We start from the raw sequence: 21,155 nt of genomic DNA, 5'->3' as shown, positions 1-21,155 counted from the left end.
AACCGGAGCCATGTGCTCCGGTTTTTTTGTCTGTGGGATTCGTAAAAACATTAAGCGTCGTGAAGGCTGGGGTCATCTTTGCAGCCGCTTTTTGTGCAGTGGCCGTAAAGATAAAGGCTGTGATTCGTCAGTCTGATATTATATTGATTTGCGATATCTCTCTGGCGCTGCTCGATCACCTCGTCCGTAAACTCGATGACTCGACCGCAGTCCAGACAAACCAAGTGGTCATGGTGGTGCTGGGTCGCCAGCTCAAACACAGATTTACCACCTTCAAAATGGTGACGGGTAACAATTCCGGCATCATCAAACTGGTTAAGTACACGGTAGACAGTTGCCAGCCCGATCTCTTCACCGATATCGATGAGCTTTTTGTAAAGGTCTTCGGCACTGATGTGTTGACAGTCCGGCTCCTGAAGAACTTCTAAGATCTTCAAGCGAGGCAGCGTTACTTTCAGTCCTGCGTCTTTCAGTGCCTTGTTATTATCTGACATCCGGTTCTTTCCTAAGTAATTGCTTTTCCCTGTGTGAGAGAACGGGGAAATTGGCAGTTAGCGTAACAAATGTGGTAAGTCGCCGCCAGTATAAAGGAACAAATATCTGACCTAATTGGTTGGTTTTGCGGCTTGTTACCGCTTTGTAAAACTGGCAGTATTGGCTGGTATGACCAGAAAAGGAATTCCAGTGTACAAATATTACAAACCCGGCATTGTCAAATTCGCCCTCAACTGCTGGCCACCTTTTTGGGGCGCGGGTATTAAAATCTTGGAAATCAGTGAAGATTTTCGTCGGGTAAAGGTTCGCTTAACGCTTAGGTGGTGGAATAAAAATGCCAACCGGACCCAGTATGGCGGCAGCATTTTTTCCATGACTGATCCCACTTACGCGTTAATGCTAATGGGGATCCTGGGCGAGAAATACTTCGTCTGGGACAAAGAAGCGGACATCAACTTTATTAAACCCGGATCTACAGATCTGTTTGCCGAGTTTGTGATTTCCGAAGAGACCATTGCTTCTATTCAACAGGCAACCGCAAATGGCGACAAAGTGTTTCCAGAGTTCATCGTGAATGTGGTTGACACCAGCGGGGAAGTAGTGAGCCGTGTCCGGCGTGTTTTGTATGTGCGCAAGAAACCTAAATACCGGGAAGGGCGTGGGGCGTCAGCGTTGCGTTGACGACAGGCACAAAAAACGCGCCTGGGCGCGTTTTTTCAAGCGGGCTTGCTTTTAGCCTTCCAGCTCCGCCAGACACATTTCTTCGTAGATTTGGTTAACCCATTTCTCTACGCGTGCTGCGGTGAGTTCAGGTTGACGATCTTCATCGATACAAAGGCCGACAAATGTCTCATCATCTACCAGTGCTTTTGACGCCTCAAACTCATAGCCTTCGGTTGGCCAATGGCCAATAATGGTGCCCCCTTTGGTTTCCACGATATCACGGATGGTACCCATCGCATCACAGAAGTATTCTGCGTAGTCTTCCTGGTCACCACAGCCAAAAATTGCAACCAATTTGGTCGAGAAATCAATTTGCTCCAGCTCTGGGAAAAAGTCATCCCAGTCACATTGTGCTTCACCGTAGTACCAGGTTGGGATGCCCAGCAAAAGCAGATCGAAGTTATCGATATCTTCTTTACTGCTCTTAGCAATGTCCTGAACGTGGACCATGTGCTTGCCCAGTTGTTTTTGAATCATCTTGGCGATAGCTTCAGTGTTACCTGTATCGCTACCAAAGAAGAGACCTACGCTCGCCATAATAGAGAATACCTACTTATTGTTAATCGAGCCGTAATATACACAGCCCAGAATCGAATGTGTAGAAGAAGGCCAGGCCTTCTTACCGTTGGAATCTTTGCCGGTGTGGCCGCTGCAAGGTTTAAATGCCTACGCCTTCCCAAAATAACTGGATCACGCCTTTAGTAATAAAACCTGCACATCCAAGAAAGAGCACCAGCCACACAATTTTGCGGCCAAACGGTGGGACCTTTCCTTCATTGAGCACATCCTTGATCGCCATGCCGATAAAAAAGAAAATACCTGCAAACAGCAGATCAAGCCCAATCTTCTCGAGCAATTCGAAGTGCTCGTACAGCATTCCCGCCTCCGTTTGGAACCCATATTTGCCGCGCACTATAGCACAAGAGAGCGTGCTCTGTTAACGCTCTGGGTGTGTTAAAAAGCGAGTGATCACACGGGCAACTGTCTCTGGCTTTTCCGCATGCAACCAGTGGCCCGTATTCGCTATCACATGGGCTTTGGCTCGGGGGAACTGGCGTTCAATGGCTTCGCGGTGTTCAGCGGAGATATAATCTGAATCTGCCCCTTTGAGGAAGAGGGTATTGCCCTCAAAAGTGCCTTTTTCTGGCCATCCAGTAATATCCTGATAATGGGTCTCCAGTGCTTGCACATTGAATCGCCAACCGAATGTTCCGTCTTCCTGTTTGGCTAAGGATTTCAGTAAAAACTGACGTACACCTGGCTCAACAATGTGTTCAGCGAGTTTCGCTTCCGCATCTTTCCTGCTCAGGATGGGTTGTGCCATTGAGGCATTCAGTCCCGGCTAAAACCGCATCATGTCGGCGGACTTTATAGTCAACGGGGGCAATGTCCATGACCACCAAATCTGCCATGTATTCGGGGTAAAGCTGTGCAAGCATCATGGCGACTTTCCCGCCCATAGAGTGACCAACAACTGACACCTTCTCCAGTTTCTGTTGGTCCATAAACACTTTCACAGCAGTCGCCTGAGACACGTAATCGACATGTTCAGAGCGTGGTGAAAGGCCGTGGTTGGGTAAATCAATTTGATAGACCTGATAATGCTCAGCCAATACCTTTGCTAATCCTCCAAGGTTATCCAGGCTGCCAAAAAGGCCGTGGATCAAGAGCAATGGTTGTCCTTGCCCCTGGATTTTGTAGTTTAGTTGCAACGCTGTTTTCTCAATTTGGGGAAGTAGAGCTTAGTATAGCGATCCTTGGAAGGACTCAAAACCTTACCTTGATCACGAAGAGCGTTATTCTCACTGAAACCAGCATCTTGAGGTGGCTCGGGTATGTCTAACTCTGTATAATCGCACCGTTGAATTGTAAACAGGACACGATGATCAAACGATGAAGACAATTGAGGTTGATGAAGAGCTATACCGGTACATTGCTAGCCAGACCCAGCATATTGGTGAAAGTGCATCGGACATTCTGCGTAGATTGCTGATGGCACCGCAGGTGGAGCAACAACCCGTTGCGACGTTGACGCCGAGCCCCCAAATGAAGGGTATCGTGGTCAGCAAAGATGCGGGAAAAAACGAGACCGTCGATCGTGTGAAAGAAATGCGCGCCTTGTTGATCTCAGATGAATTTGCGGCACAAGAGAAAGCGATCGGCCGCTTCATGCTGGTACTTTCGACCCTTTACCGCATTGATAGTCAAGCGTTTGCGGAAGCGACTGCGCTGAAAGGGCGCACCCGCGTGTATTTTGCTGACAATGAGCAAACCTTGCTTGAGAGTGGTAAAACCACCAAGCCTAAGCACATTCCAGGTACGCCTTTTTGGGTTATCACCAATACCAATACGGGACGTAAACGCCAGATGGTCGAGCAACTGATGACCAAAATGAATTTTAGTAGCGATATCACAGAAAAAGTGGTTGGTGAGATCTGAGCCTATTGCTTGGTAGTCTCAAAAAGAATCGAGAGGCCTTGTCACTGACGGGCCTTAATTGTATCTAGGGTTATACCCAAACAACTACCTCAGGTTCTTTGGGGATGCAGACCCTGACCGCTGAGCGAATATTCAGCAAATCCCATGCTTCTCAGCGGATTAATGTTAAAAACATTTAGAAAGGATGCGAGTCAATGGCAAGCCATGAACGCGCTGGGCAACGCGCTCAGCAACAAGACCTCTACAATATTCCTCTATTGGTGTCGAATTATTTCCAGCTGACGCCTGATCCGGCCAATCCCGCACACAAGGTCGAGTTTGGGACGTCCGGTCACCGGGGCTGTGCAGATAAAGCAACGTTTAACCAACACCATATTATGGCAATTGCCCAGGCTATTGCAGACGTACGTGCCGAGAAAGGGATCACCGGCCCCCTGTTTGTCGGTAAAGATACCCACGCCCTGTCAGAGCCGGCTTTCTGCTCTGTCGTGGAAGTGCTGGTGGCAAATGGTATTACTGTTATTGTCCAACAAGAGGGGGGGTACACACCAACACCTGGAATTTCCCACGCAATTCTGACGTATAACAGAAACAATGCCCAAAAGGCTGATGGTATTGTGATCACCCCTTCTCACAATCCGCCTCAAGATGGTGGAATTAAATATAATCCGCCTCATGGTGGCCCGGCGGAAGGTGATATTACTAAGGCTATCGAACAACGTGCCAATACATTGATTGCGGAAGGTCTGGCGGGTGTACGTCGTATGGCATTTGCTGACGCGATAGCAAGTGATGACTTCATCGAAAAAGATTTAGTGATGCCGTATGTTGAAGATCTGGCATCAGTCGTTGATATGGATGCAATCAAGAAGGCTGGTTTGCGTATTGGCGTCGATCCGTTAGGAGGATCAGGCATTGATTATTGGAAGGCGATTGCATCGCACTTTGATCTTAATATCACCTTGGTCAACGACGATGTCGACCCCTCTTTCCGATTTATGTCGCTGGATAAAGATGGCGTTATTCGCATGGACTGCTCATCGCCTTCAGCGATGGCAGGACTTTTGGCTTACAAAGACCAATACGATCTGGCGTTTGGTAATGATCCGGACTTCGATCGCCACGGTATCGTGACACCCACTGGTTTAATGAACCCGAACCATTATCTGGCCGTGTGTATTGATTACCTGTACCAACACCGCCCCCAATGGCGGGCTGATGTGGGTGTGGGTAAAACCTTGGTGTCGAGCGCAATCATCGACAAAGTGGTTGAAAGTCTTGGGCGCAAACTGTGTGAAGTGCCTGTCGGTTTTAAATGGTTTGTTGATGGACTGTATTCCGGTGACATTGGCTTTGGTGGCGAGGAAAGTGCAGGTGCCTCTTTCCTGCGCATGGATGGTACTGCCTGGACGACGGACAAAGACGGTATTCTGCTTTGCCTGTTGGCTGCGGAAATCACTGCGGTGACAGGTAAAAACCCACAGCAATACTATGATGAGCTCGTTGCGAAATTTGGTGCATCCAGTTACGCACGCCTGCAAGCCCCTGCAAATGGTGAACAGAAAGCCGTGCTGAGCAAGCTTTCTGCTGACATGGTGACGGCAGATACGTTGGCAGGCGATCCGATCACGGCGAAGCTGACCCATGCTCCGGGCAACGGTCAGCCGATTGGTGGTCTGAAAGTGACCACGGAATTTGGCTGGTTTGCGGCACGTCCTTCCGGTACGGAAGACATCTATAAAATTTACTGTGAGAGCTTCAAAGGTGATGAACACCTGGCCCTGATCCAAGACGAAGCACAGCGTATTGTCAGTGATGTGTTCAGGGCTGCGGGTCTGTAAGTCATCCCTGTATTGTTAAAGTAAGCCACCGAAAACAGGTGGCTTACTTATTGGGTGGATCTAACAGGAAGGCCAGCTTTCTGGTACGACAAACCACCGTTTGTTGCTTTCGTCTATAAGATGTACGGCGCGAGTCAGCGTGTCCGAGAGGGTAAAGACGGGGAGCGTTTCAATACAAGGCGATGTTATCCATTGGTTACGGCCCAGCACGTAAAAATCCTTATCCTCAGGCAATTGGTGTGGCCAGCACCAATTGCCAGTCATCCGGGCTGTGTTTAGATTTTGCGGTGTTGGCATACCTGCGTTGGAGAGAAAAGGGTTAATGTATAATCTGCCTTGCAGCAACAACCGTCGCTTTGTAATCGGGAATTGAGGATATTGGCGTCGATATTCAGCAGTGCTGGAAAGCATCAGCTGATGGCTTGACATTTTATGGTACTTCTTTGCCAGTGTATCTTTTGCGTTTGGTCCTCGCCACTCTCCTTCAACGCTGAGGTAAAATTTAATGGCCACTTCCCAGTGTTCGATTTCCCCGCAAGCATTTTCAACCACAAAATCTATCGCACCAAGCGTCTGTCTTTCCCTTTCAACCTGTAGCTCCTCTGCCAGCAGTTGGTAGCGGATACTTTGTTTTAAGCATTGCTTGATCAACCATTGATAGTAAAAGCCAATCCGGTGACTCCCTTCATAGCAAGGGAAGCTGTCGAAGGACAAAGAAGACCAAAAGTCGGAAGAAACGGTGAAAACCTGCTTCTGTGAAAGAATGTCTGAGGTGGTTTGAATCCAAGCCACATCTCGAGCGACCTGCGCATTGTTTGCAAACATCATTTACCTTTTTTAGTGGTGCTTGGGAAGCATATAGCAAATACGGTTCACCTGCACTGCCAGGGTAGGTAGAATGGAGAAAAATCTCCTATAGATTCAGGAAGAATAATGAACAACTTCGAGCTCGAAGCGATTTTAAATGACTATCTCAAACCTTTTGCAATCAAAGACTACTGCCCGAATGGGATGCAAGTAGAAGGTAAAGCGAACGTCAGGAAAATCGTGACAGGTGTAACGGCTTCACAGGCACTGATTGATTCGGCAATTGCACAGGGGGCTGATGCTTTGTTGGTGCATCATGGCTATTTCTGGCGTGGAGAGCCTGAGCCGCTTAAAGGGATGAAATTCAAACGTATCAAGGCATTGATTGAACATGGCATTAACCTCTATGCCTATCACTTGCCGTTGGATATTCACCCTGACGTTGGCAACAATGCGCAGTTAGCGAAACTATTAGGTATTGAACAGTTTGGTGGCTTGGAAGACGGAAATCCAAACTCTGTTGCCGTATGGGGAGAGCTGCCGGAAGCCATGTCAGCAAAAGCGTTCAGCGAATTGCTGAGCACCAGGTTAAAACGTGCGCCACTACATATTGACGGTGGTTTGGCTAAACCCATCAAGAAAGTAGGGTGGTGCACAGGTGGTGGTCAGGACTTTATTGATTTGGCCGCCAGCAAGGGAATGGATGCGTTTATATCTGGCGAGATTTCTGAACGGACAACCTATTCAGCGAGGGAACAGGGCATTCACTATTTCAGTGCTGGCCACCACGCGACAGAGCGGTATGGTGTAAAAGCACTGGGCGACTGGCTCGCGAACGAGCATGGGTTTGATGTCACGTTCATTGATATTGATAATCCTGTTTAGGACGCAGACAGCAAGCATAAAAAAACGCCGCGAAGCGGCGTTTCCATTAGGTAAACCTAAATTACTCACGATTTTTCAAAGGTTTGAAATCGCGCTTATCGTAGCCGGTGTACAATTGGCGTGGACGACCAATGCGGTTTTGTGGGTCGCCATGCATTTCATTCCAGTGGGCAATCCAACCGATAGTGCGGGACATCGCGAAAATCACGGTGAACATTGACACTGGGATACCAATAGCTTTCAGGATGATACCGGAGTAGAAATCCACGTTCGGATAGAGTTTCTTCTCGATGAAGTAAGGGTCAGAAAGGGCGATTCTTTCCAGCTCCATGGCAACATCCAGTAGTGGATCATTGATCTTCAGTTCATCAAGCACTTCGTGACAGGCTTCGTTCATCACCGTTGCTCGAGGGTCATAGTTTTTGTAAACGCGGTGACCGAAACCCATGAGACGGAATGGATCGTCCTTGTCTTTCGCACGCTCAATGAACTCTGGAATATTCTCTACTGAGCCGATTTCTTCCAGCATCTTCAAGCAGGCTTCGTTAGCACCACCGTGTGCAGGCCCCCACAAAGAGGCGATACCTGCAGCAATACATGCAAATGGGTTTGCACCGGACGATCCCGCCAGACGGACGGTAGACGTTGAAGCATTTTGCTCGTGGTCAGCGTGTAACGTAAAGATCTTGTCCATCGCACGGGCAACAACGGGATTGACTTCATACTCTTCCGCTGGTGTTGCAAACATCATGTGCAGGAAGTTTTCAGCATAATCCAGATCATTGCGTGGATAGATGAACGGTTGTCCGATCGAATATTTGTAACACATTGCTGCCAGTGTAGGCATCTTTGACAGAAGACGGAACGCAGTGATTTCACGGTGCGTGTCGTTGTTGATGTCGAGAGAATCGTGATAAAACGCAGCAAGTGCGCCTACCACTCCCACCATCACAGCCATCGGGTGCGCGTCACGGCGGAACCCATGGAAAAAGCTCGCGATCTGTTCGTGAACCATGGTGTGGCGAGTGACAATACGACGGAATTCTTCGTATTGTTTACGGGTTGGGGCTTCACCATATAGCAGGATGTAACAAACTTCCAAATAGTCAGCGTTATTGGCTAATTGATCAATCGGGTAGCCACGGTGCAATAAAACGCCAGCTTCGCCATCAATGTATGTAATTTGTGATTCACACGACGCTGTTGCAACGAAACCTGGGTCAAACGTAAAAAAGCCGTTTGCGCCCAATGCACGTACATCGATCACTTCCGGACCGACAGTGCCCCCTTTGATCGGCAGTTCGATAGGTGCTTTCCCTTCAATGTGTAGGGTAGCTTTCTTCTCTGCCATAACATTCTCCTTTGTTTTTTATAATCCTATCCCGGATACGGACCACGTTGTTGTACCGATCGCTGCATAAGATGTCAATTTGCAGAAGTGAACTTTGTCGGGTCTGCGCAAGTATCAAAAAACTGTACGCGTTAAGTTAATGCTCTGTTTCGGGATTTCCGTCAATTTTATTGGTTTGTGTTTAAATGTTACGGGGCATATACTCTGCGGCAGGTCTCTGGATATTACATAAAGCCGGAGCGTTTCGGGGCTCAAATCGATATTTTCTTTGCGAATTTCATTGCTTGAACTGCAGTTAATAGCAGTGGCACGTGAAATCGTATTATTAGATGTTGTAGGTCTGATGCTCCGATGCTTTGGCGGGATGTGATGCCAGGGAATGTAATAACAATAATTTGCTCAATGGAGCTGAGTGGGCCATATCGTGAAAGTAAAAAAGTCAAGACCGGTAAACCTCGACCTTCAGACCATTCGCTTCCCCATCACAGCGATAGCGTCTATTACGCACCGTGTGTCGGGTGTCATCACCTTCATTTCGGTAGCCATCCTCCTCTGGCTGTTAAGCCTGTCCCTGTCATCCCCAAGTGGCTTTGAAGCCGCGTCAGACATCGTAAACAGTTTCTTCGCCAAGTTTGTCCTATGGGGCATTTTGACGGCGCTTGCCTATCACATTGTTGGCGGCATCCGCCACCTGTTGATGGATATGGGCCATTTTGAAGAACTGGAAAGTGGTTCGCAGAGTGCGAAAGTGGGTTTCATTATCACTGCGGTGCTGTCTGTTTTAGCGGGGATTTTAGTATGGTAGGACACGTATCTTCATTCGGCAGAAACGGGGTCCATGACTGGATTTTACTCCGTGCAACTGCCATCATCATGACGCTTTACACCCTCTACATTGTGGGCTTTTTTGCGTTTGGCCCTGAATTGACATATCAGAACTGGATAGCGTTTTGGGGACAAACAAGCAACAAAGTTTTCACCATGTTGGCGCTGGTTTGCGTACTTATACACGCTTGGATAGGTATGTGGCAGGTTTTGACAGATTATATCAAGCCAACCGTACTGCGAATGCTCATGCAGTTTGGCATTGTGGCGCTGCTGTTTGTCTATCTGTTAACTGGCTTTTTTGTTTTGTGGGGTGTGTAAGTGAGTATTCCAGTAAGAGAGTTCGACGCAATTGTTATCGGTGCGGGTGGTGCAGGCATGCGCGCGGCACTGCAAATTTCTGAGCAGGGCTTATCGTGTGCGCTGCTGTCTAAAGTATTTCCGACCCGTTCCCATACAGTATCTGCCCAAGGTGGCATTACTGTTGCTCTGGGTAATTCCCACGAGGATAACTGGGAATGGCACATGTATGACACTGTAAAAGGGTCAGATTACATCGGTGACCAAAATGCGATTGAGTACATGTGTAAAACAGGCCCTCAGTCCATTATCGAACTTGAGAAAATGGGCTTGCCATTCTCCCGCTTTGAAAACGGTTCTATCTATCAACGTCCATTCGGTGGTCAGTCAAAAGCGTTTGGCGGCGAGCAAGCTGCACGTACCGCAGCGGCGGCTGACCGTACAGGCCACGCGCTGCTTCATACCCTGTACCAACAGAATATCAAAAACAAAACCACCATCTTCTCTGAGTGGTACGCACTGGATCTGGTGAAAAACCAGGATGGTGCAGTAGTCGGTGCAACGGCGATGGACATGGAAAGCGGCGAGATCTGCTACTTCAAAGCCAAGGCAACGGTGCTGGCGACAGGCGGCGCAGGCCGTATTTACCAATCCACGACAAACGCACATATCAACACAGGTGACGGTGTGGGTATGGCATTGCGTGCAGGTGTACCAATGCAAGACATGGAAATGTGGCAGTTCCACCCAACCGGCATTGCCGGTGCCGGTGTACTGGTTACTGAAGGTTGCCGTGGTGAAGGTGGTTATCTGCTGAATAAAGACGGCGAGCGCTTCATGGAGCGCTATGCACCAAATGCCAAAGATCTCGCAGGCCGCGATGTTGTTGCGCGTTCTATGATGGTCGAAATCCGTGAAGGTCGCGGTTGCGATGGCCCTTGGGGTCCACACATTAAACTGAAACTGGATCACTTAGGCAAAGACGTACTCGAAGCACGTCTGCCGGGTATTCTTGAGCTGTCACGTACATTTGCACATGTTGACCCAATCAAAGAGCCAATTCCAGTTATCCCAACCTGTCACTACATGATGGGTGGTGTCCCAACACAGGTGTCTGGACAGGCGATCAAGCAAGACGCCAACGGCAATGATGTGGAAGTACAGGGCCTGTTTGCCTGTGGTGAAATCGCAAGCGTTTCTGTCCATGGTGCAAACCGTCTGGGTGGTAACTCGCTGCTTGACCTTGTTGTATTCGGTCGCGCGACCGGTCTGCACTTGGGTGAAACCTTGGCAGCGCAGGTTGAAGCGCGTGATGCGTCTGAGTCTGATATTGAAGCATCTCTGGCGCGTGTTAATCGCTGGAATTCAACCCAGAAGGGTGAAGATCCGGTTCAAATTCGTAAAGACCTCCAGTCCTGCATGCAGAACAATTTCTCGGTATTCCGCGAAGGTGATGCAATGGCGAAAGGTCTGGAAGAGCTGAAAGTTATTCGTGAGCGTCTGAAAGAAGCACGTCTGGATGACACCTCCTCAGAATTCAATACACAGCGCATTGAGTGCCTGGAGTTGGATAACCTGATGGAAACCGCATTCTCTACCGCAGTCGCAGCAAACTACCGCACAGAAAGCCGTGGTGCACATGCCCGCTTTGATTACCAAGAGCGTGATGATGAAAACTGGCTGTGCCACACCATCTACAACCCGGAAACAGAGTCGATGTCCAAGCGTGATGTCAACATGACACCTGTTCATCGTGAAGCTTTCCCGCCGAAAGCGCGTACTTACTAAGGGAGGTAGAAGATTATGAAACTGAACTTTTCTGTATATCGTTACAACCCGGACGTTGATGACGCGCCACACATGAAGGGCTACACCTTGGAAGTGCCTGATGGCTCGGACATGATGGTGCTGGATGCATTGATCCTGCTGAAAGAGCAAGATCCAACACTGGCCTTTCGTCGCTCTTGCCGTGAAGGGGTATGTGGTTCAGACGGCATCAACATGAACGGCAAAAACGGATTGGCGTGTATTACACCACTGTCAGCACTGATGACTGACCAGTCGAGTATCGTGATCCGTCCGCTACCGGGGTTGCCGGTAGTGCGTGATCTGATTATTGATATGAGCCAGTTCTACCAAAACTATGAGCGTGTGAAACCGTATCTCATCAATGACAGTGCACCGCCTGCGCGCGAAAACTTGCAATCGCCGGATGATCGTGCGCATCTTGACGGTCTCTATGAGTGTATCATGTGTGCATGTTGCAGCACGTCTTGCCCGTCTTTCTGGTGGAACCCAGATAAGTTTGTTGGGCCGGCTGGTCTGCTTGCTGCATATCGTTGGCTGATTGACAGCCGTGATACCGCAACAGACGAGCGTTTATCAGATCTGGACGACGCTTTTAGTGTTTTCCGTTGCCATAGCATCATGAACTGTGTAAATGTTTGTCCTAAAGGGCTAAATCCTACGAAAGCAATCGGCCATATTCGTTCAATGCTGCTTAAACGCGCAGTGTAATATCGGCCTCTGTACACCTACATACTTTAAAATTTAAGCTCCCTGTCATGGGAGCTTAAAAGGAACGCCGGTTAACCCCCGGTCGTAGCAACATAAAAAACTAAGTGGTTAAGGGATAACAATGCAAAATGGCGTGATGAAGGCTTGGATTGAGTCTTCTCATTTGGCTGGCGCCAATGCAACTTACGTAGAAGACCTCTACGAACTGTACCTCAGTGACCCCGAGTCTGTAGATAGCGAATGGCGAGCAGTGTTTGATGGACTGCCCGTCGTGAATGGCAACGCAACCGAGCAACCCCACTCAAGAGTTCGTGAATATTTCCGCAGGCTTGCTACCGAGACAGCGCATTTCAGTGCATCAGTCAGTGATCCGGACGTCGACGCGAAGCAGGTAAAAGTTCTTCAACTTATTAACGCCTACCGTTTCCGTGGACACCAACAAGCAAACCTGGACCCTCTAGGTCTTTGGCAGCGTGAGCGTGTGCCTGATCTGGACCCGTCTTTCCATAATCTTAACGAAGATGACTTTCAGGAGTCATTCAACGTAGGTTCTTTTGCCATCGGGCAAGAGAGCATGAAACTTGCCGACCTCTACGAAGCGTTGAAAAAAACCTATTGTGGTTCAATTGGCGCAGAATACATGCACATTACCAACACAGAAGAAAAGCGCTGGATTCAGCAGCGTCTTGAATCTGTGGTTGGCCAACCGCAGTTCTCCAATGAAGAAAAAATCACTCTGTTGGAAGAACTGACTGCCGCAGAAGGCCTTGAGCGTTATCTGGGGGCGAAGTTCCCAGGCGCCAAGCGATTCTCTCTGGAAGGTGGTGATGCGCTGATCCCGATGGTGAAAGAAGTGATTCGTCACTCTGGCACTCAAGGTGTGCGTGAAGTGGTTGTCGGTATGGCACACCGTGGCCGTTTGAACATGCTGGTCAACGTGCTCGGTAAAAAGCCTTCTGAACTGTTCGACGAATTTGCGGGTAAACACGGTGAATCCTGGGGTACCGGTGATGTGAAATATCACCAGGGTTTCTCAAGTGATTTCGCCACCCCGGGCGGTGATGTTCACCTCGTTCTGGCATTCAACCCGTCACACCTGGAAATTGTTAATCCAGTGGTTATGGGCTCTGTTCGTGCCCGTCAGGATCGCCTTGGAGATAAAGATGGTTCGATGGTTCTGCCTATCACCATCCATGGTGACTCCGCGATTGCTGGCCAAGGCGTGGTACAAGAGACGTTTAACATGTCTCAGGCCCGTGGCTACAAGGTTGGCGGAACCGTTCGTATCGTGGTGAATAACCAGGTCGGTTTTACCACGTCGAACCCGAATGATACCCGTTCGACCCAATACTGTACTGACATCGCCAAAATGGTTCAGGCACCTATTTTCCACGTTAATGCCGATGATCCGGAAGCGGTGGCATTTGTTGCGCGTCTGGCGATTGATTACCGCAATGAATTTAAACGCGATGTGGTGATTGATCTGGTCTGTTACCGTCGCCATGGTCACAACGAAGCTGACGAGCCAAATGCAACGCAGCCTCTGATGTACCAGAAGATCAAAAAGCACCCGACGCCGCGCAAGCTATACGCTGACGTTTTGGCTGACAAAGGTGTTGCGGATATCGAAAAAGCCACTGAACTGGTGAATGGCTATCGCGATGCGCTCGACCACGGTGAGATTGTGGTGAAAGAGTATCGCCCAATGGCACTGCACTCAGTCGATTGGTCGCCTTATCTGGGGCATGATTGGACTGCGGAGTGGCCAAATAAGTTCGACAAACAACGCTTGGTTGAGCTGGGTAAGCGCCTTTGCGCCTACCCGGAAAGCCACAAGCTGCACAGCCGTGTCAATAAGCTTTACAACGATCGCCTTGCCATGGCAAATGGTGAGAAACCGTTGGACTGGGGGATGGCAGAAACGCTGGCTTACGCAACCATTGTTGATGAAGGCAAACGCATCCGCATTACAGGCCAGGATTCAGGGCGGGGCACGTTCTTCCATCGTCATGCTGTCTTGCACAACCAGAATGATGCGAGCACTTACGTTCCACTGAGCAATATCCATGACAAACAGGGGCCATTCCAGGTATTTGACTCTGTGTTGTCAGAAGAAGCGGTACTGGCGTTTGAATATGGTTACGCAACGGCTGAGCCGGGTGGTCTGACGGTATGGGAAGCACAGTTTGGTGACTTTGCCAACGGTGCCCAAGTGGTGATCGATCAGTTCATCAGCTCTGGTGAGCAAAAATGGGGCCGTATGTGTGGCTTGACCATGTTGCTGCCACACGGTTACGAAGGCCAGGGCCCAGAGCATTCCTCTGCGCGTCTTGAGCGCTACTTGCAACTGTGCGCTGAACAGAACATGCAGGTGGTTGTGCCTTCTACACCGGCGCAGGTTTACCACATGCTGCGTCGTCAGGTATTCCGCCCAATGCGTCGCCCTCTGATTGTGATGTCGCCGAAGTCCCTGCTTCGACATCCGTTGTGTACATCAACACTGGATGAATTGGCAGACGGTAACTTCCAGCCAGCGATTGGAGAGATTGACGAGCTGGATCCTAAAGCGGTCAAGCGTGTGGTGATGTGTTCCGGTAAGGTTTACTTCGATCTTCTGGAAGCACGCCGCAAAGAAGAAATTACAGATGTCGCCATTATTCGTATCGAGCAGCTGTACCCCTTCCCGAAAGAAGATGTGCAGGCTGTGATCAGCGAATATGTCAATGCCAAAGACTTTGTCTGGTGTCAGGAAGAGCCTCAAAACCAGGGCGCCTGGTACAGCAGCCAGCACAATTTCCGCTTGGCCATTCCGGCTGACGCTACGTTGAGTTATGCAGGCCGTGCGGCTTCTGCGTCTCCGGCGGTAGGTTATATGTCGGTACATTTGAAACAACAAAAAGCGTTAATTGAAGACGCGCTTACTCTGAATTAAGAACTAGAAAGCTAAGGAATTAAACGAAATGACAATCGAAATTCTGGTTCCCGACCTACCTGAATCTGTTGCAGATGCGACAGTGGCGACATGGCACAAACAACCCGGTGATGCGGTTAGCCGTGACGAAGTGCTGGTTGATATTGAAACGGACAAAGTGGTGCTGGAAGTGCCTGCACCAGATGACGGCATATTGGAAGCCATCATTGAAGAAGAAGGTGCGACGGTTTTGTCTAAGCAGTTGCTCGCGAAGATTAAGCCAGGAGCGGTTGCCGGTGAACCAACGCAAGATGCGCCAGCATCCTCTGAGGCGTCACCAGACAAACGCCACACTGCATCACTGACTGAAGAGTCTAACGATGCGCTGAGCCCAGCAGTTCGTCGTCTTCTGGCTGAAAATGACCTGACACCTGATCAGATTAAAGGCACTGGCGTTGGTGGTCGTATCACCCGTGAAGATGTGGATGGCTTCCTGAAAAATGGCGGAGCGAAAGCGGCACCTGCACCGGTTGCGGCGAAAGAAGAAACGCCAGCCTTGGGTCATCGCAGTGAAAAACGTGTTCCTATGACACGCCTGCGTAAACGCGTCGCTGAACGTCTGCTGGAAGCGAAAAACAGCACCGCAATGCTGACTACGTTTAACGAAGTCAACATGAAACCAATCATGGACATTCGTAAGCAATACAAAGATGTGTTCGAAGAGCGCCACGGCATCCGTCTGGGCTTTATGTCTTTCTATGTGAAAGCGGTTGTTGAAGCACTGAAACGTTACCCAGAGGTGAATGCGTCTATCGACGGTGATGACATCGTTTATCACAACTTCTTTGATGTCAGCATGGCAGTTTCAACGCCTCGTGGTCTGGTTACGCCAGTACTGCGTGACTGCGACCGCCTGAGCCTGGCTGAGATCGAGAAAGGAATCAAAGAGCTGGCTATCAAAGGCCGTGATGGAAAGCTGACGGTTGAAGAGCTGACCGGCGGTAACTTCACTATCACCAACGGTGGTGTATTTGGTTCTCTGATGTCGACGCCGATTATCAACCCACCACAAGCTGCTATTTTGGGTATGCACAAGATTCAGGAGCGCCCAATGGCCGTGGATGGCAAGGTTGAAATCCTGCCAATGATGTACCTTGCCCTTTCTTATGACCACCGACTGATCGACGGACGTGAGTCTGTTGGCTTTCTGGTGACAGTGAAAGAGCTTTTAGAAGACCCAACACGTCTGCTGCTTGACGTATAATTTTGCAGCCCGGCATCTGTCGGTCAACAGGGGGCTGGAGCCCCCTGTGTGGAAAGCAAAACAAACTTATAACACGGAAATAAACACGGATAGAACATCATGAATCTGCACGAATATCAGTCGAAACAGCTGTTTGCTGAATACGGGCTGCCAGTATCCGAAGGGTACGCCTGTGATACTCCTCAAGAAGCCGCAGAAGCTGCTGACAAACTGGGTGGCGACAAATGGGTCGTAAAATGTCAGGTACACGCCGGTGGCCGCGGTAAAGCGGGCGGTGTAAAGCTGGTTAGCACCAAAGAAGAAATCAAAGAATTCGCGCAAAAGTGGTTAGGAAAAAATCTGGTCACTTACCAGACAGATGCCAACGGCCAACCTGTTAGCAAAATTCTGGTTGAAGAATGTACTGATATCGCCCAGGAATTGTATCTGGGTGCAGTGGTTGACCGCGGTTCACGTCGCGTGGTTTTCATGGCATCGACTGAAGGTGGTGTGGAAATTGAAAAAGTGGCAGAGGAAACACCTGAACTTATTCACAAAGCTGCGATCGATCCTCTGGTAGGTCCTCAGCCTTATCAAGGTCGCCAGCTTGCATTTAAACTGGGTCTGAAAGGTGACCAAGTTAAACAGTTCACCAAGATTTTCATGGGGATTGCGACACTGTTTATCGAGCGCGATGTGGCGCTGGTGGAAGTGAATCCATTGGTGATCACTGAGCAGGGCAACCTGCATTGTCTGGATGCCAAGCTGTCTATCGACAGTAATGCGGTATATCGCCAGCCTAAAATCCGTGAAATGCACGATCCTTCACAGGATGATCCACGCGAAGCGCACGCAGCACAGTGGGAACTGAACTACGTCGCACTGGATGGCAGCATCGGTTGTATGGTTAACGGTGCGGGTCTGGCCATGGGTACCATGGACATCGTAAACCTACACGGTGGCAGTCCTGCAAACTTCCTGGATGTCGGTGGTGGCGCAACAAAAGAGCGTGTCACTGAAGCATTCAAGATTATTCTCTCTGACGACAATGTAAAAGCAGTTCTGGTGAACATCTTTGGCGGCATCGTGCGCTGTGACCTGATTGCAGATGGCATCATTGGTGCGGTTGAAGAAGTTGGCGTTAAGGTCCCGGTTGTTGTTCGCCTTGAAGGTAACAACGCTGAACTTGGTGCGAAGAAACTGGCTGAGTCAGGCCTGAACATTATTGCTGCGACCTCACTGACTGAAGCAGCAGAGAAAGTTGTTGCTGCAGCGGAGGGTAAATAATGTCTGTTTTGATCAACAAAGATACCAAAGTAATCTGTCAGGGCTTTACCGGTGGTCAGGGGACTTTCCACTCAGAGCAAGCGATTGAGTACGGAACGCAGATGGTTGGTGGTGTATCACCAGGCAAAGGTGGCACAACACACCTTGGTCTGCCTGTGTTTAACACTGTTGCAGAAGCGGTAGAAGCGACCGGCGCAACGGCAACCGTTATCTACGTACCGGCTCCTTTCTGCAAAGATGCGATTCTGGAAGCGATTGATGCAGGGATTGAGCTGATTGTGACTATCACTGAAGGTATTCCTACACTGGATATGCTGGAAGTGAAAGTGAAGCTGGATGAAGCGGGTGTTCGCATGATCGGGCCAAACTGCCCAGGCGTTATTACTCCGGGCGAATGTAAGATTGGTATCATGCCAGGCCACATTCACAAGCCGGGTAAAGTGGGCATTGTTTCCCGTTCAGGCACCCTGACTTATGAAGCAGTTAAGCAAACCACTGATGAAGGCTTCGGCCAGTCTACTTGTGTTGGTATCGGTGGTGACCCAATCCCAGGCTCTAATTTCATCGACATCCTGAAAATGTTCGAAGAAGACCCACAGACTGAAGCGATTGTGATGATCGGTGAAATCGGTGGTACGGCTGAAGAAGAAGCAGCGGCATTCATCAAAGAAAATGTCACTAAACCCGTTGTTTCTTACATCGCTGGTGTGACTGCGCCTCCAGGTAAGCGTATGGGTCACGCAGGTGCGATCATCTCAGGGGGTAAAGGCACAGCAGAAGACAAGTTTGCTGCGCTTGAAGCCGCTGGTGTCACGACGGTTAAGAGTTTGGCTGACATTGGTAAAGCACTACGCTCCCGCACAGGTTGGTAAGTAACAGCCTGACGAAAAAAACCGCTCAATCGAGCGGTTTTTTATACGCAAATTTTACTATTCAGTTTGCCGGTAAAACTGGCTGAGAAAGAAAAGTACAGCGGCAGCCACAACAACAGATGGTCCGGCTGGGGTATCTTTAAACCAGGAAAGCGCAATACCACCGAGCACAGCGAGCACCCCGATACCGCTGGCGAACATTGCCATTTGCTCCGGGCTTCTTGAAAACCGGCGCGCAGTGGCGGCAGGAATAATCATCAGGGAAGTAATGATAAGGGCTCCGACAAACTTCATCGCTACTGCGATCACCACACCCACCAACAACATCAGGATCAGTTTCAGTCTGTCGACATTGTAGCCATCGACCCGTGCCATTTCTTCATCGACAGTAATGGCAAGAAGGGGATTCCACAGTCGGTAGATAGCCGCGAGCACCAACGCACATCCAACAGCAATCCAGCCAACATCAGGACCGCTGACTGACAGGAGATCGCCGAACAGATAAGCCATCAGATCGACACGCAAATCATCCACAAAGCTGATAGTGACTAAACCAAGAGACAGTGATGTGTGGGCGATAATGCCTAAAAGCGTATCTGTAGAGACATTGCTTTTTCGCTGTAGGCTCACCAACAAAATAGCCATCACGACACAGGTAAGAATCAACGCCATATTGAGGTTAACTTGCAGCATAAAGCCTAGCGTAAGCCCGAGCAAAGAGCCGTGAGCCAGAGTATCCCCGAAATAAGCCATTTTACGCCACACAACAAATGAACCCAGAGGACCAACCGTTGCCGCAATCAAGATGCCGGCAACCAATGGGATGGCAATAAACTCAAACATTGTGTTGGCCTCCATGTTGGCAAGGCCCAACTAAGCTGCCTGATAAGTCATGGTCATGATTGTGTTGGTGATGATACAGCGCGAGCTGTTCACTTTCTCTTCGGCCAAACAAGGCGACATACTCAGGATGGGAAGAGATCGCTTCCGGTTCACCTGAACAGCAGACATGGTGTTGGAGACAAATCACCTCATCGGTTTTGGCCATGACAAGATGAAGATCGTGGGAGACCATCAGGATCCCGCATTTCAATTTTTCTTTCAACGTAGAAATCAATCTATAAAGTTCAAGTTGCCCTGACACATCAACACCTTGTACAGGTTCATCCAAAACCAAAAGCTCGGGTTTTTTCAGCACAGCACTTGCCAGCAGTATACGCTGGCACTCCCCGCCGGATAAGGTATGCATGTTGGCATGTAGAAGCTTTCTGGCACCGACCAGAGTCAATGCATCTTCGATATCTTGTCGGCTCACCCCCGGAGAAAGCTTCAAGAAACGTTCAACATTCAAGGGAAGACTTTCATTGAGTTTCAGCTTTTGCGGGACATAACCAATTTTTAATCCTTTACGTTTCTCAACAGTGCCTTTTGTTGGGCAGGTTAAGCCGATCACGGCTTTAACTAGCGTGGATTTTCCTGCACCATTTGGGCCGATCAGCGTGATGATTTTGTCCCTTTCTATCTTGATAGAAACGTTATCGAGTACATTCCGGCCGTCATAGACGACGGTAACGTTGTTGAGTGTGACAAGTACTGAGGACATATTTTGAACGAACAGTTTAAAAATGAAATGTTATAATATAACATTTCTTGCCTGATTAAAATTCTATATGCCGGACAACGAGATGATGAGTCGTACAAAGACGTTTATTATTGCCCTGTCGTTACTCCTTCCACTTTCAGCAGTCGCAAAGCCACACCTGGTTACCACGATCAAACCACTTGGCCTTATTGCCAGCGATATTGCCGGAAATTATGCCGAGGTAGATATTCTGTTGCCAGACCGTGCATCGCCCCATGATTATGCCCTTAAGCCTTCAGATATCAAGCGGCTTAACGAGGCTGATGCAGTGTTTTGGGTTGGACCGGAAGTGGAGTTATTTCTTGAAAAAGTGATAGCTGGGAAGAACCATTCGGTCCAGTTAACGGCCTACCCGGGGATGCCAGTACGCTATTTTGATGAAAGTATACACGGCCATGATGACCACAGCCATCATGGGCACAGCCATGAAGGTATTGATGGGCATATTTGGCTTGGGCCTAATCAAAGTGTGGTGATTGCAAAAGCGGTGAAAGATACGCTCATCAAGCTTGATCCGACGAATGCAGATGTGTACGAAGAAAACTTTGCAGATTTCTCTGCCGGGGTGGAGAATACAAAAAATACCTTGTTGAGACAGTTTTCCGCGATCGACAATAAAGGGTATTTCCTGTTTCACGATGCTTATGGCTATTTTGAAGATGCTTTCAACTTGAATCCACTCGGACACCTGACTATTAATCCGGAACGTAAACCCGGTGCTAAGACCCTGATTTCCATACGGAGTGTGATTAAAAAGGGCCAGGCGCAGTGTGTATTCAGTGAGCCTCAGTTTAACCCGGCTATGGTGTCTAATCTGGTGAAAGGTACTGACACCAAAATTCTGGTGCTGGATCCCTTGGCAACGGATTTTGCCGTAGGTAAAAATCACTATGTGGATTTTTTGAACAGTTTAGGGCGTCAGTATCTCTCTTGCTTCATGCCGATTTAACCGTCAATGCGTCGGGTTGCAGTGAGATGTTAGCCGCATAACCATTGCAAGCTTCACTGTCGCCCGAT

General features: G+C 49.1%; 20 protein-coding genes and 1 pseudogene. 13 read left to right on the top strand and 8 right to left on the bottom strand.

The genetic code is table 11. The features are described 5' to 3' along the window. Window positions 1–50: 50 nt before the first annotated feature. Window positions 51–494, bottom strand: coding sequence for a ferric iron uptake transcriptional regulator (fur, locus tag VHA_RS16375; RefSeq protein WP_005506345.1), 444 nt, complete (start codon window positions 492–494; stop codon window positions 51–53). A 190-nt stretch (window positions 495–684) separates the two neighbouring features. Here fur and VHA_RS16370 point away from each other — a divergent pair, with 190 nt between their 5' ends. Next, on the top strand, window positions 685–1,176 hold the full coding sequence (locus tag VHA_RS16370) for a DUF4442 domain-containing protein (protein ID WP_040529311.1): 492 nt from the start codon (window positions 685–687) through the stop codon (window positions 1,174–1,176). A gap of 51 nt (window positions 1,177–1,227) precedes the next feature. On the opposite strand, the gene fldA is transcribed toward VHA_RS16370, so the two are convergent. The 3 genes and pseudogenes from fldA to VHA_RS16355 form a co-directional block, all read right to left on the bottom strand. Further along, window positions 1,228–1,755, bottom strand: a complete 528-nt coding sequence (gene fldA, locus VHA_RS16365; RefSeq protein WP_005506341.1) for a flavodoxin FldA — start codon at window positions 1,753–1,755, stop codon at window positions 1,228–1,230. A 121-nt stretch (window positions 1,756–1,876) separates the two neighbouring features. Continuing rightward, window positions 1,877–2,095 (bottom strand): DUF2788 domain-containing protein, encoded by a 219-nt coding sequence (locus VHA_RS16360; RefSeq protein WP_005506339.1) that lies wholly within the window; start codon window positions 2,093–2,095, stop codon window positions 1,877–1,879. A gap of 60 nt (window positions 2,096–2,155) precedes the next feature. Then, window positions 2,156–2,930 (bottom strand): annotated as a pseudogene (locus tag VHA_RS16355) (alpha/beta fold hydrolase). 181 nt (window positions 2,931–3,111) lie between these two features. Here VHA_RS16355 and seqA point away from each other — a divergent pair. Both seqA and pgm read left to right on the top strand, forming a co-directional pair. Continuing rightward, complete coding sequence (seqA, locus tag VHA_RS16350; RefSeq protein WP_005506337.1) at window positions 3,112–3,657, top strand: replication initiation negative regulator SeqA; 546 nt, start codon at window positions 3,112–3,114, stop codon at window positions 3,655–3,657. Window positions 3,658–3,851: 194 nt separating this feature from the next. Continuing rightward, complete coding sequence (gene pgm, locus VHA_RS16345) at window positions 3,852–5,498, top strand: phosphoglucomutase (alpha-D-glucose-1,6-bisphosphate-dependent) (protein WP_040529139.1); 1,647 nt, start codon at window positions 3,852–3,854, stop codon at window positions 5,496–5,498. A 60-nt stretch (window positions 5,499–5,558) separates the two neighbouring features. On the opposite strand, the gene VHA_RS16340 is transcribed toward pgm, so the two are convergent. Continuing rightward, window positions 5,559–6,326: a DUF1853 family protein gene (locus tag VHA_RS16340; RefSeq protein WP_226926530.1), complete on the bottom strand. Its 768-nt coding sequence runs from the start codon at window positions 6,324–6,326 to the stop codon at window positions 5,559–5,561. A 105-nt stretch (window positions 6,327–6,431) separates the two neighbouring features. Between VHA_RS16340 and VHA_RS16335 the strand changes: the two genes are divergently transcribed. Beyond that, window positions 6,432–7,190, top strand: coding sequence for a Nif3-like dinuclear metal center hexameric protein (locus VHA_RS16335; protein WP_005506332.1), 759 nt, complete (start codon window positions 6,432–6,434; stop codon window positions 7,188–7,190). A 61-nt stretch (window positions 7,191–7,251) separates the two neighbouring features. Here the strand turns inward: VHA_RS16335 and VHA_RS16330 are convergent, their stop codons facing one another. Next, window positions 7,252–8,541: a citrate synthase gene (locus VHA_RS16330; protein ID WP_005506331.1), complete on the bottom strand. Its 1,290-nt coding sequence runs from the start codon at window positions 8,539–8,541 to the stop codon at window positions 7,252–7,254. A gap of 412 nt (window positions 8,542–8,953) precedes the next feature. Here VHA_RS16330 and sdhC point away from each other — a divergent pair, with 412 nt between their 5' ends. The 8 genes from sdhC to sucD all read left to right on the top strand — a co-directional run bounded on the left by sdhC (window position 8,954) and on the right by sucD (window position 18,496). Then, window positions 8,954–9,346, top strand: a complete 393-nt coding sequence (gene sdhC, locus VHA_RS16325; RefSeq protein ID WP_005506329.1) for a succinate dehydrogenase cytochrome b556 subunit — start codon at window positions 8,954–8,956, stop codon at window positions 9,344–9,346. Continuing rightward, on the top strand, window positions 9,340–9,687 hold the full coding sequence (gene sdhD, locus VHA_RS16320) for a succinate dehydrogenase, hydrophobic membrane anchor protein (protein WP_040529137.1): 348 nt from the start codon (window positions 9,340–9,342) through the stop codon (window positions 9,685–9,687). The genes sdhC and sdhD overlap by 7 nt, the downstream gene beginning before the upstream one ends. Then, a complete protein-coding gene (gene sdhA / locus VHA_RS16315) occupies window positions 9,688–11,454 on the top strand; it encodes a succinate dehydrogenase flavoprotein subunit (RefSeq protein ID WP_005506327.1) in 1,767 nt (588 codons plus the stop codon). It begins immediately after the preceding gene. Window positions 11,455–11,469: 15 nt separating this feature from the next. Continuing rightward, on the top strand, window positions 11,470–12,183 hold the full coding sequence (locus VHA_RS16310; RefSeq protein WP_005506326.1) for a succinate dehydrogenase iron-sulfur subunit: 714 nt from the start codon (window positions 11,470–11,472) through the stop codon (window positions 12,181–12,183). A gap of 121 nt (window positions 12,184–12,304) precedes the next feature. After that, a complete protein-coding gene (gene sucA, locus VHA_RS16305; protein ID WP_005506325.1) occupies window positions 12,305–15,115 on the top strand; it encodes a 2-oxoglutarate dehydrogenase E1 component in 2,811 nt (936 codons plus the stop codon). Window positions 15,116–15,143: 28 nt separating this feature from the next. Then, complete coding sequence (gene odhB, locus VHA_RS16300; RefSeq protein WP_005506324.1) at window positions 15,144–16,358, top strand: 2-oxoglutarate dehydrogenase complex dihydrolipoyllysine-residue succinyltransferase; 1,215 nt, start codon at window positions 15,144–15,146, stop codon at window positions 16,356–16,358. Between the two features lie 99 nt (window positions 16,359–16,457). After that, window positions 16,458–17,624 (top strand): ADP-forming succinate--CoA ligase subunit beta, encoded by a 1,167-nt coding sequence (gene sucC, locus VHA_RS16295; protein ID WP_005506323.1) that lies wholly within the window; start codon window positions 16,458–16,460, stop codon window positions 17,622–17,624. After that, a complete protein-coding gene (gene sucD / locus VHA_RS16290; RefSeq protein WP_005506322.1) occupies window positions 17,624–18,496 on the top strand; it encodes a succinate--CoA ligase subunit alpha in 873 nt (290 codons plus the stop codon). The genes sucC and sucD overlap by 1 nt, the downstream gene beginning before the upstream one ends. A 57-nt stretch (window positions 18,497–18,553) precedes the next feature. On the opposite strand, the gene znuB is transcribed toward sucD, so the two are convergent. Beyond that, the gene (znuB, locus tag VHA_RS16285) at window positions 18,554–19,339 is read right to left on the bottom strand and encodes a zinc ABC transporter permease subunit ZnuB (RefSeq protein WP_005506320.1); all 786 of its coding nucleotides are present in this window, start codon (window positions 19,337–19,339) and stop codon (window positions 18,554–18,556) included. Continuing rightward, a complete protein-coding gene (gene znuC, locus VHA_RS16280; RefSeq protein WP_005506314.1) occupies window positions 19,332–20,099 on the bottom strand; it encodes a zinc ABC transporter ATP-binding protein ZnuC in 768 nt (255 codons plus the stop codon). Before znuC ends, znuB begins: the two co-directional genes overlap by 8 nt. An 82-nt stretch (window positions 20,100–20,181) precedes the next feature. Here znuC and znuA point away from each other — a divergent pair, with 82 nt between their 5' ends. Beyond that, the gene (gene znuA, locus VHA_RS16275) at window positions 20,182–21,087 is read left to right on the top strand and encodes a zinc ABC transporter substrate-binding protein ZnuA (protein WP_050778574.1); all 906 of its coding nucleotides are present in this window, start codon (window positions 20,182–20,184) and stop codon (window positions 21,085–21,087) included. Window positions 21,088–21,155: the final 68 nt, after the last annotated feature.

It is taken from the genome of Grimontia hollisae CIP 101886 (assembly GCF_000176515.1).
In the GTDB taxonomy this organism is placed as follows: domain Bacteria; phylum Pseudomonadota; class Gammaproteobacteria; order Enterobacterales; family Vibrionaceae; genus Enterovibrio; species Enterovibrio hollisae.
Note: the sequence above shows the minus strand (reverse complement) of the source record. Positions and strands in the feature narration are given on the sequence as shown.

Coding starts and splice junctions, on each gene's coding strand:
- fur (WP_005506345.1), bottom strand. CDS start 494: ATGTCAGATAATAACAAGGCACTGAAAGACGCAGGACTGAAAGTAACG.
- fldA (WP_005506341.1), bottom strand. CDS start 1,755: ATGGCGAGCGTAGGTCTCTTCTTTGGTAGCGATACAGGTAACACTGAA.
- VHA_RS16360 (WP_005506339.1), bottom strand. CDS start 2,095: ATGCTGTACGAGCACTTCGAATTGCTCGAGAAGATTGGGCTTGATCTG.
- seqA (WP_005506337.1), top strand. CDS start 3,112: ATGAAGACAATTGAGGTTGATGAAGAGCTATACCGGTACATTGCTAGC.
- pgm (WP_040529139.1), top strand. CDS start 3,852: ATGGCAAGCCATGAACGCGCTGGGCAACGCGCTCAGCAACAAGACCTC.
- VHA_RS16340 (WP_226926530.1), bottom strand. CDS start 6,326: ATGATGTTTGCAAACAATGCGCAGGTCGCTCGAGATGTGGCTTGGATT.
- VHA_RS16335 (WP_005506332.1), top strand. CDS start 6,432: ATGAACAACTTCGAGCTCGAAGCGATTTTAAATGACTATCTCAAACCT.
- VHA_RS16330 (WP_005506331.1), bottom strand. CDS start 8,541: ATGGCAGAGAAGAAAGCTACCCTACACATTGAAGGGAAAGCACCTATC.
- sdhD (WP_040529137.1), top strand. CDS start 9,340: ATGGTAGGACACGTATCTTCATTCGGCAGAAACGGGGTCCATGACTGG.
- VHA_RS16310 (WP_005506326.1), top strand. CDS start 11,470: ATGAAACTGAACTTTTCTGTATATCGTTACAACCCGGACGTTGATGAC.
- sucA (WP_005506325.1), top strand. CDS start 12,305: ATGCAAAATGGCGTGATGAAGGCTTGGATTGAGTCTTCTCATTTGGCT.
- odhB (WP_005506324.1), top strand. CDS start 15,144: ATGACAATCGAAATTCTGGTTCCCGACCTACCTGAATCTGTTGCAGAT.
- sucC (WP_005506323.1), top strand. CDS start 16,458: ATGAATCTGCACGAATATCAGTCGAAACAGCTGTTTGCTGAATACGGG.
- sucD (WP_005506322.1), top strand. CDS start 17,624: ATGTCTGTTTTGATCAACAAAGATACCAAAGTAATCTGTCAGGGCTTT.
- znuB (WP_005506320.1), bottom strand. CDS start 19,339: ATGTTTGAGTTTATTGCCATCCCATTGGTTGCCGGCATCTTGATTGCG.
- znuC (WP_005506314.1), bottom strand. CDS start 20,099: ATGTCCTCAGTACTTGTCACACTCAACAACGTTACCGTCGTCTATGAC.
- znuA (WP_050778574.1), top strand. CDS start 20,182: ATGATGAGTCGTACAAAGACGTTTATTATTGCCCTGTCGTTACTCCTT.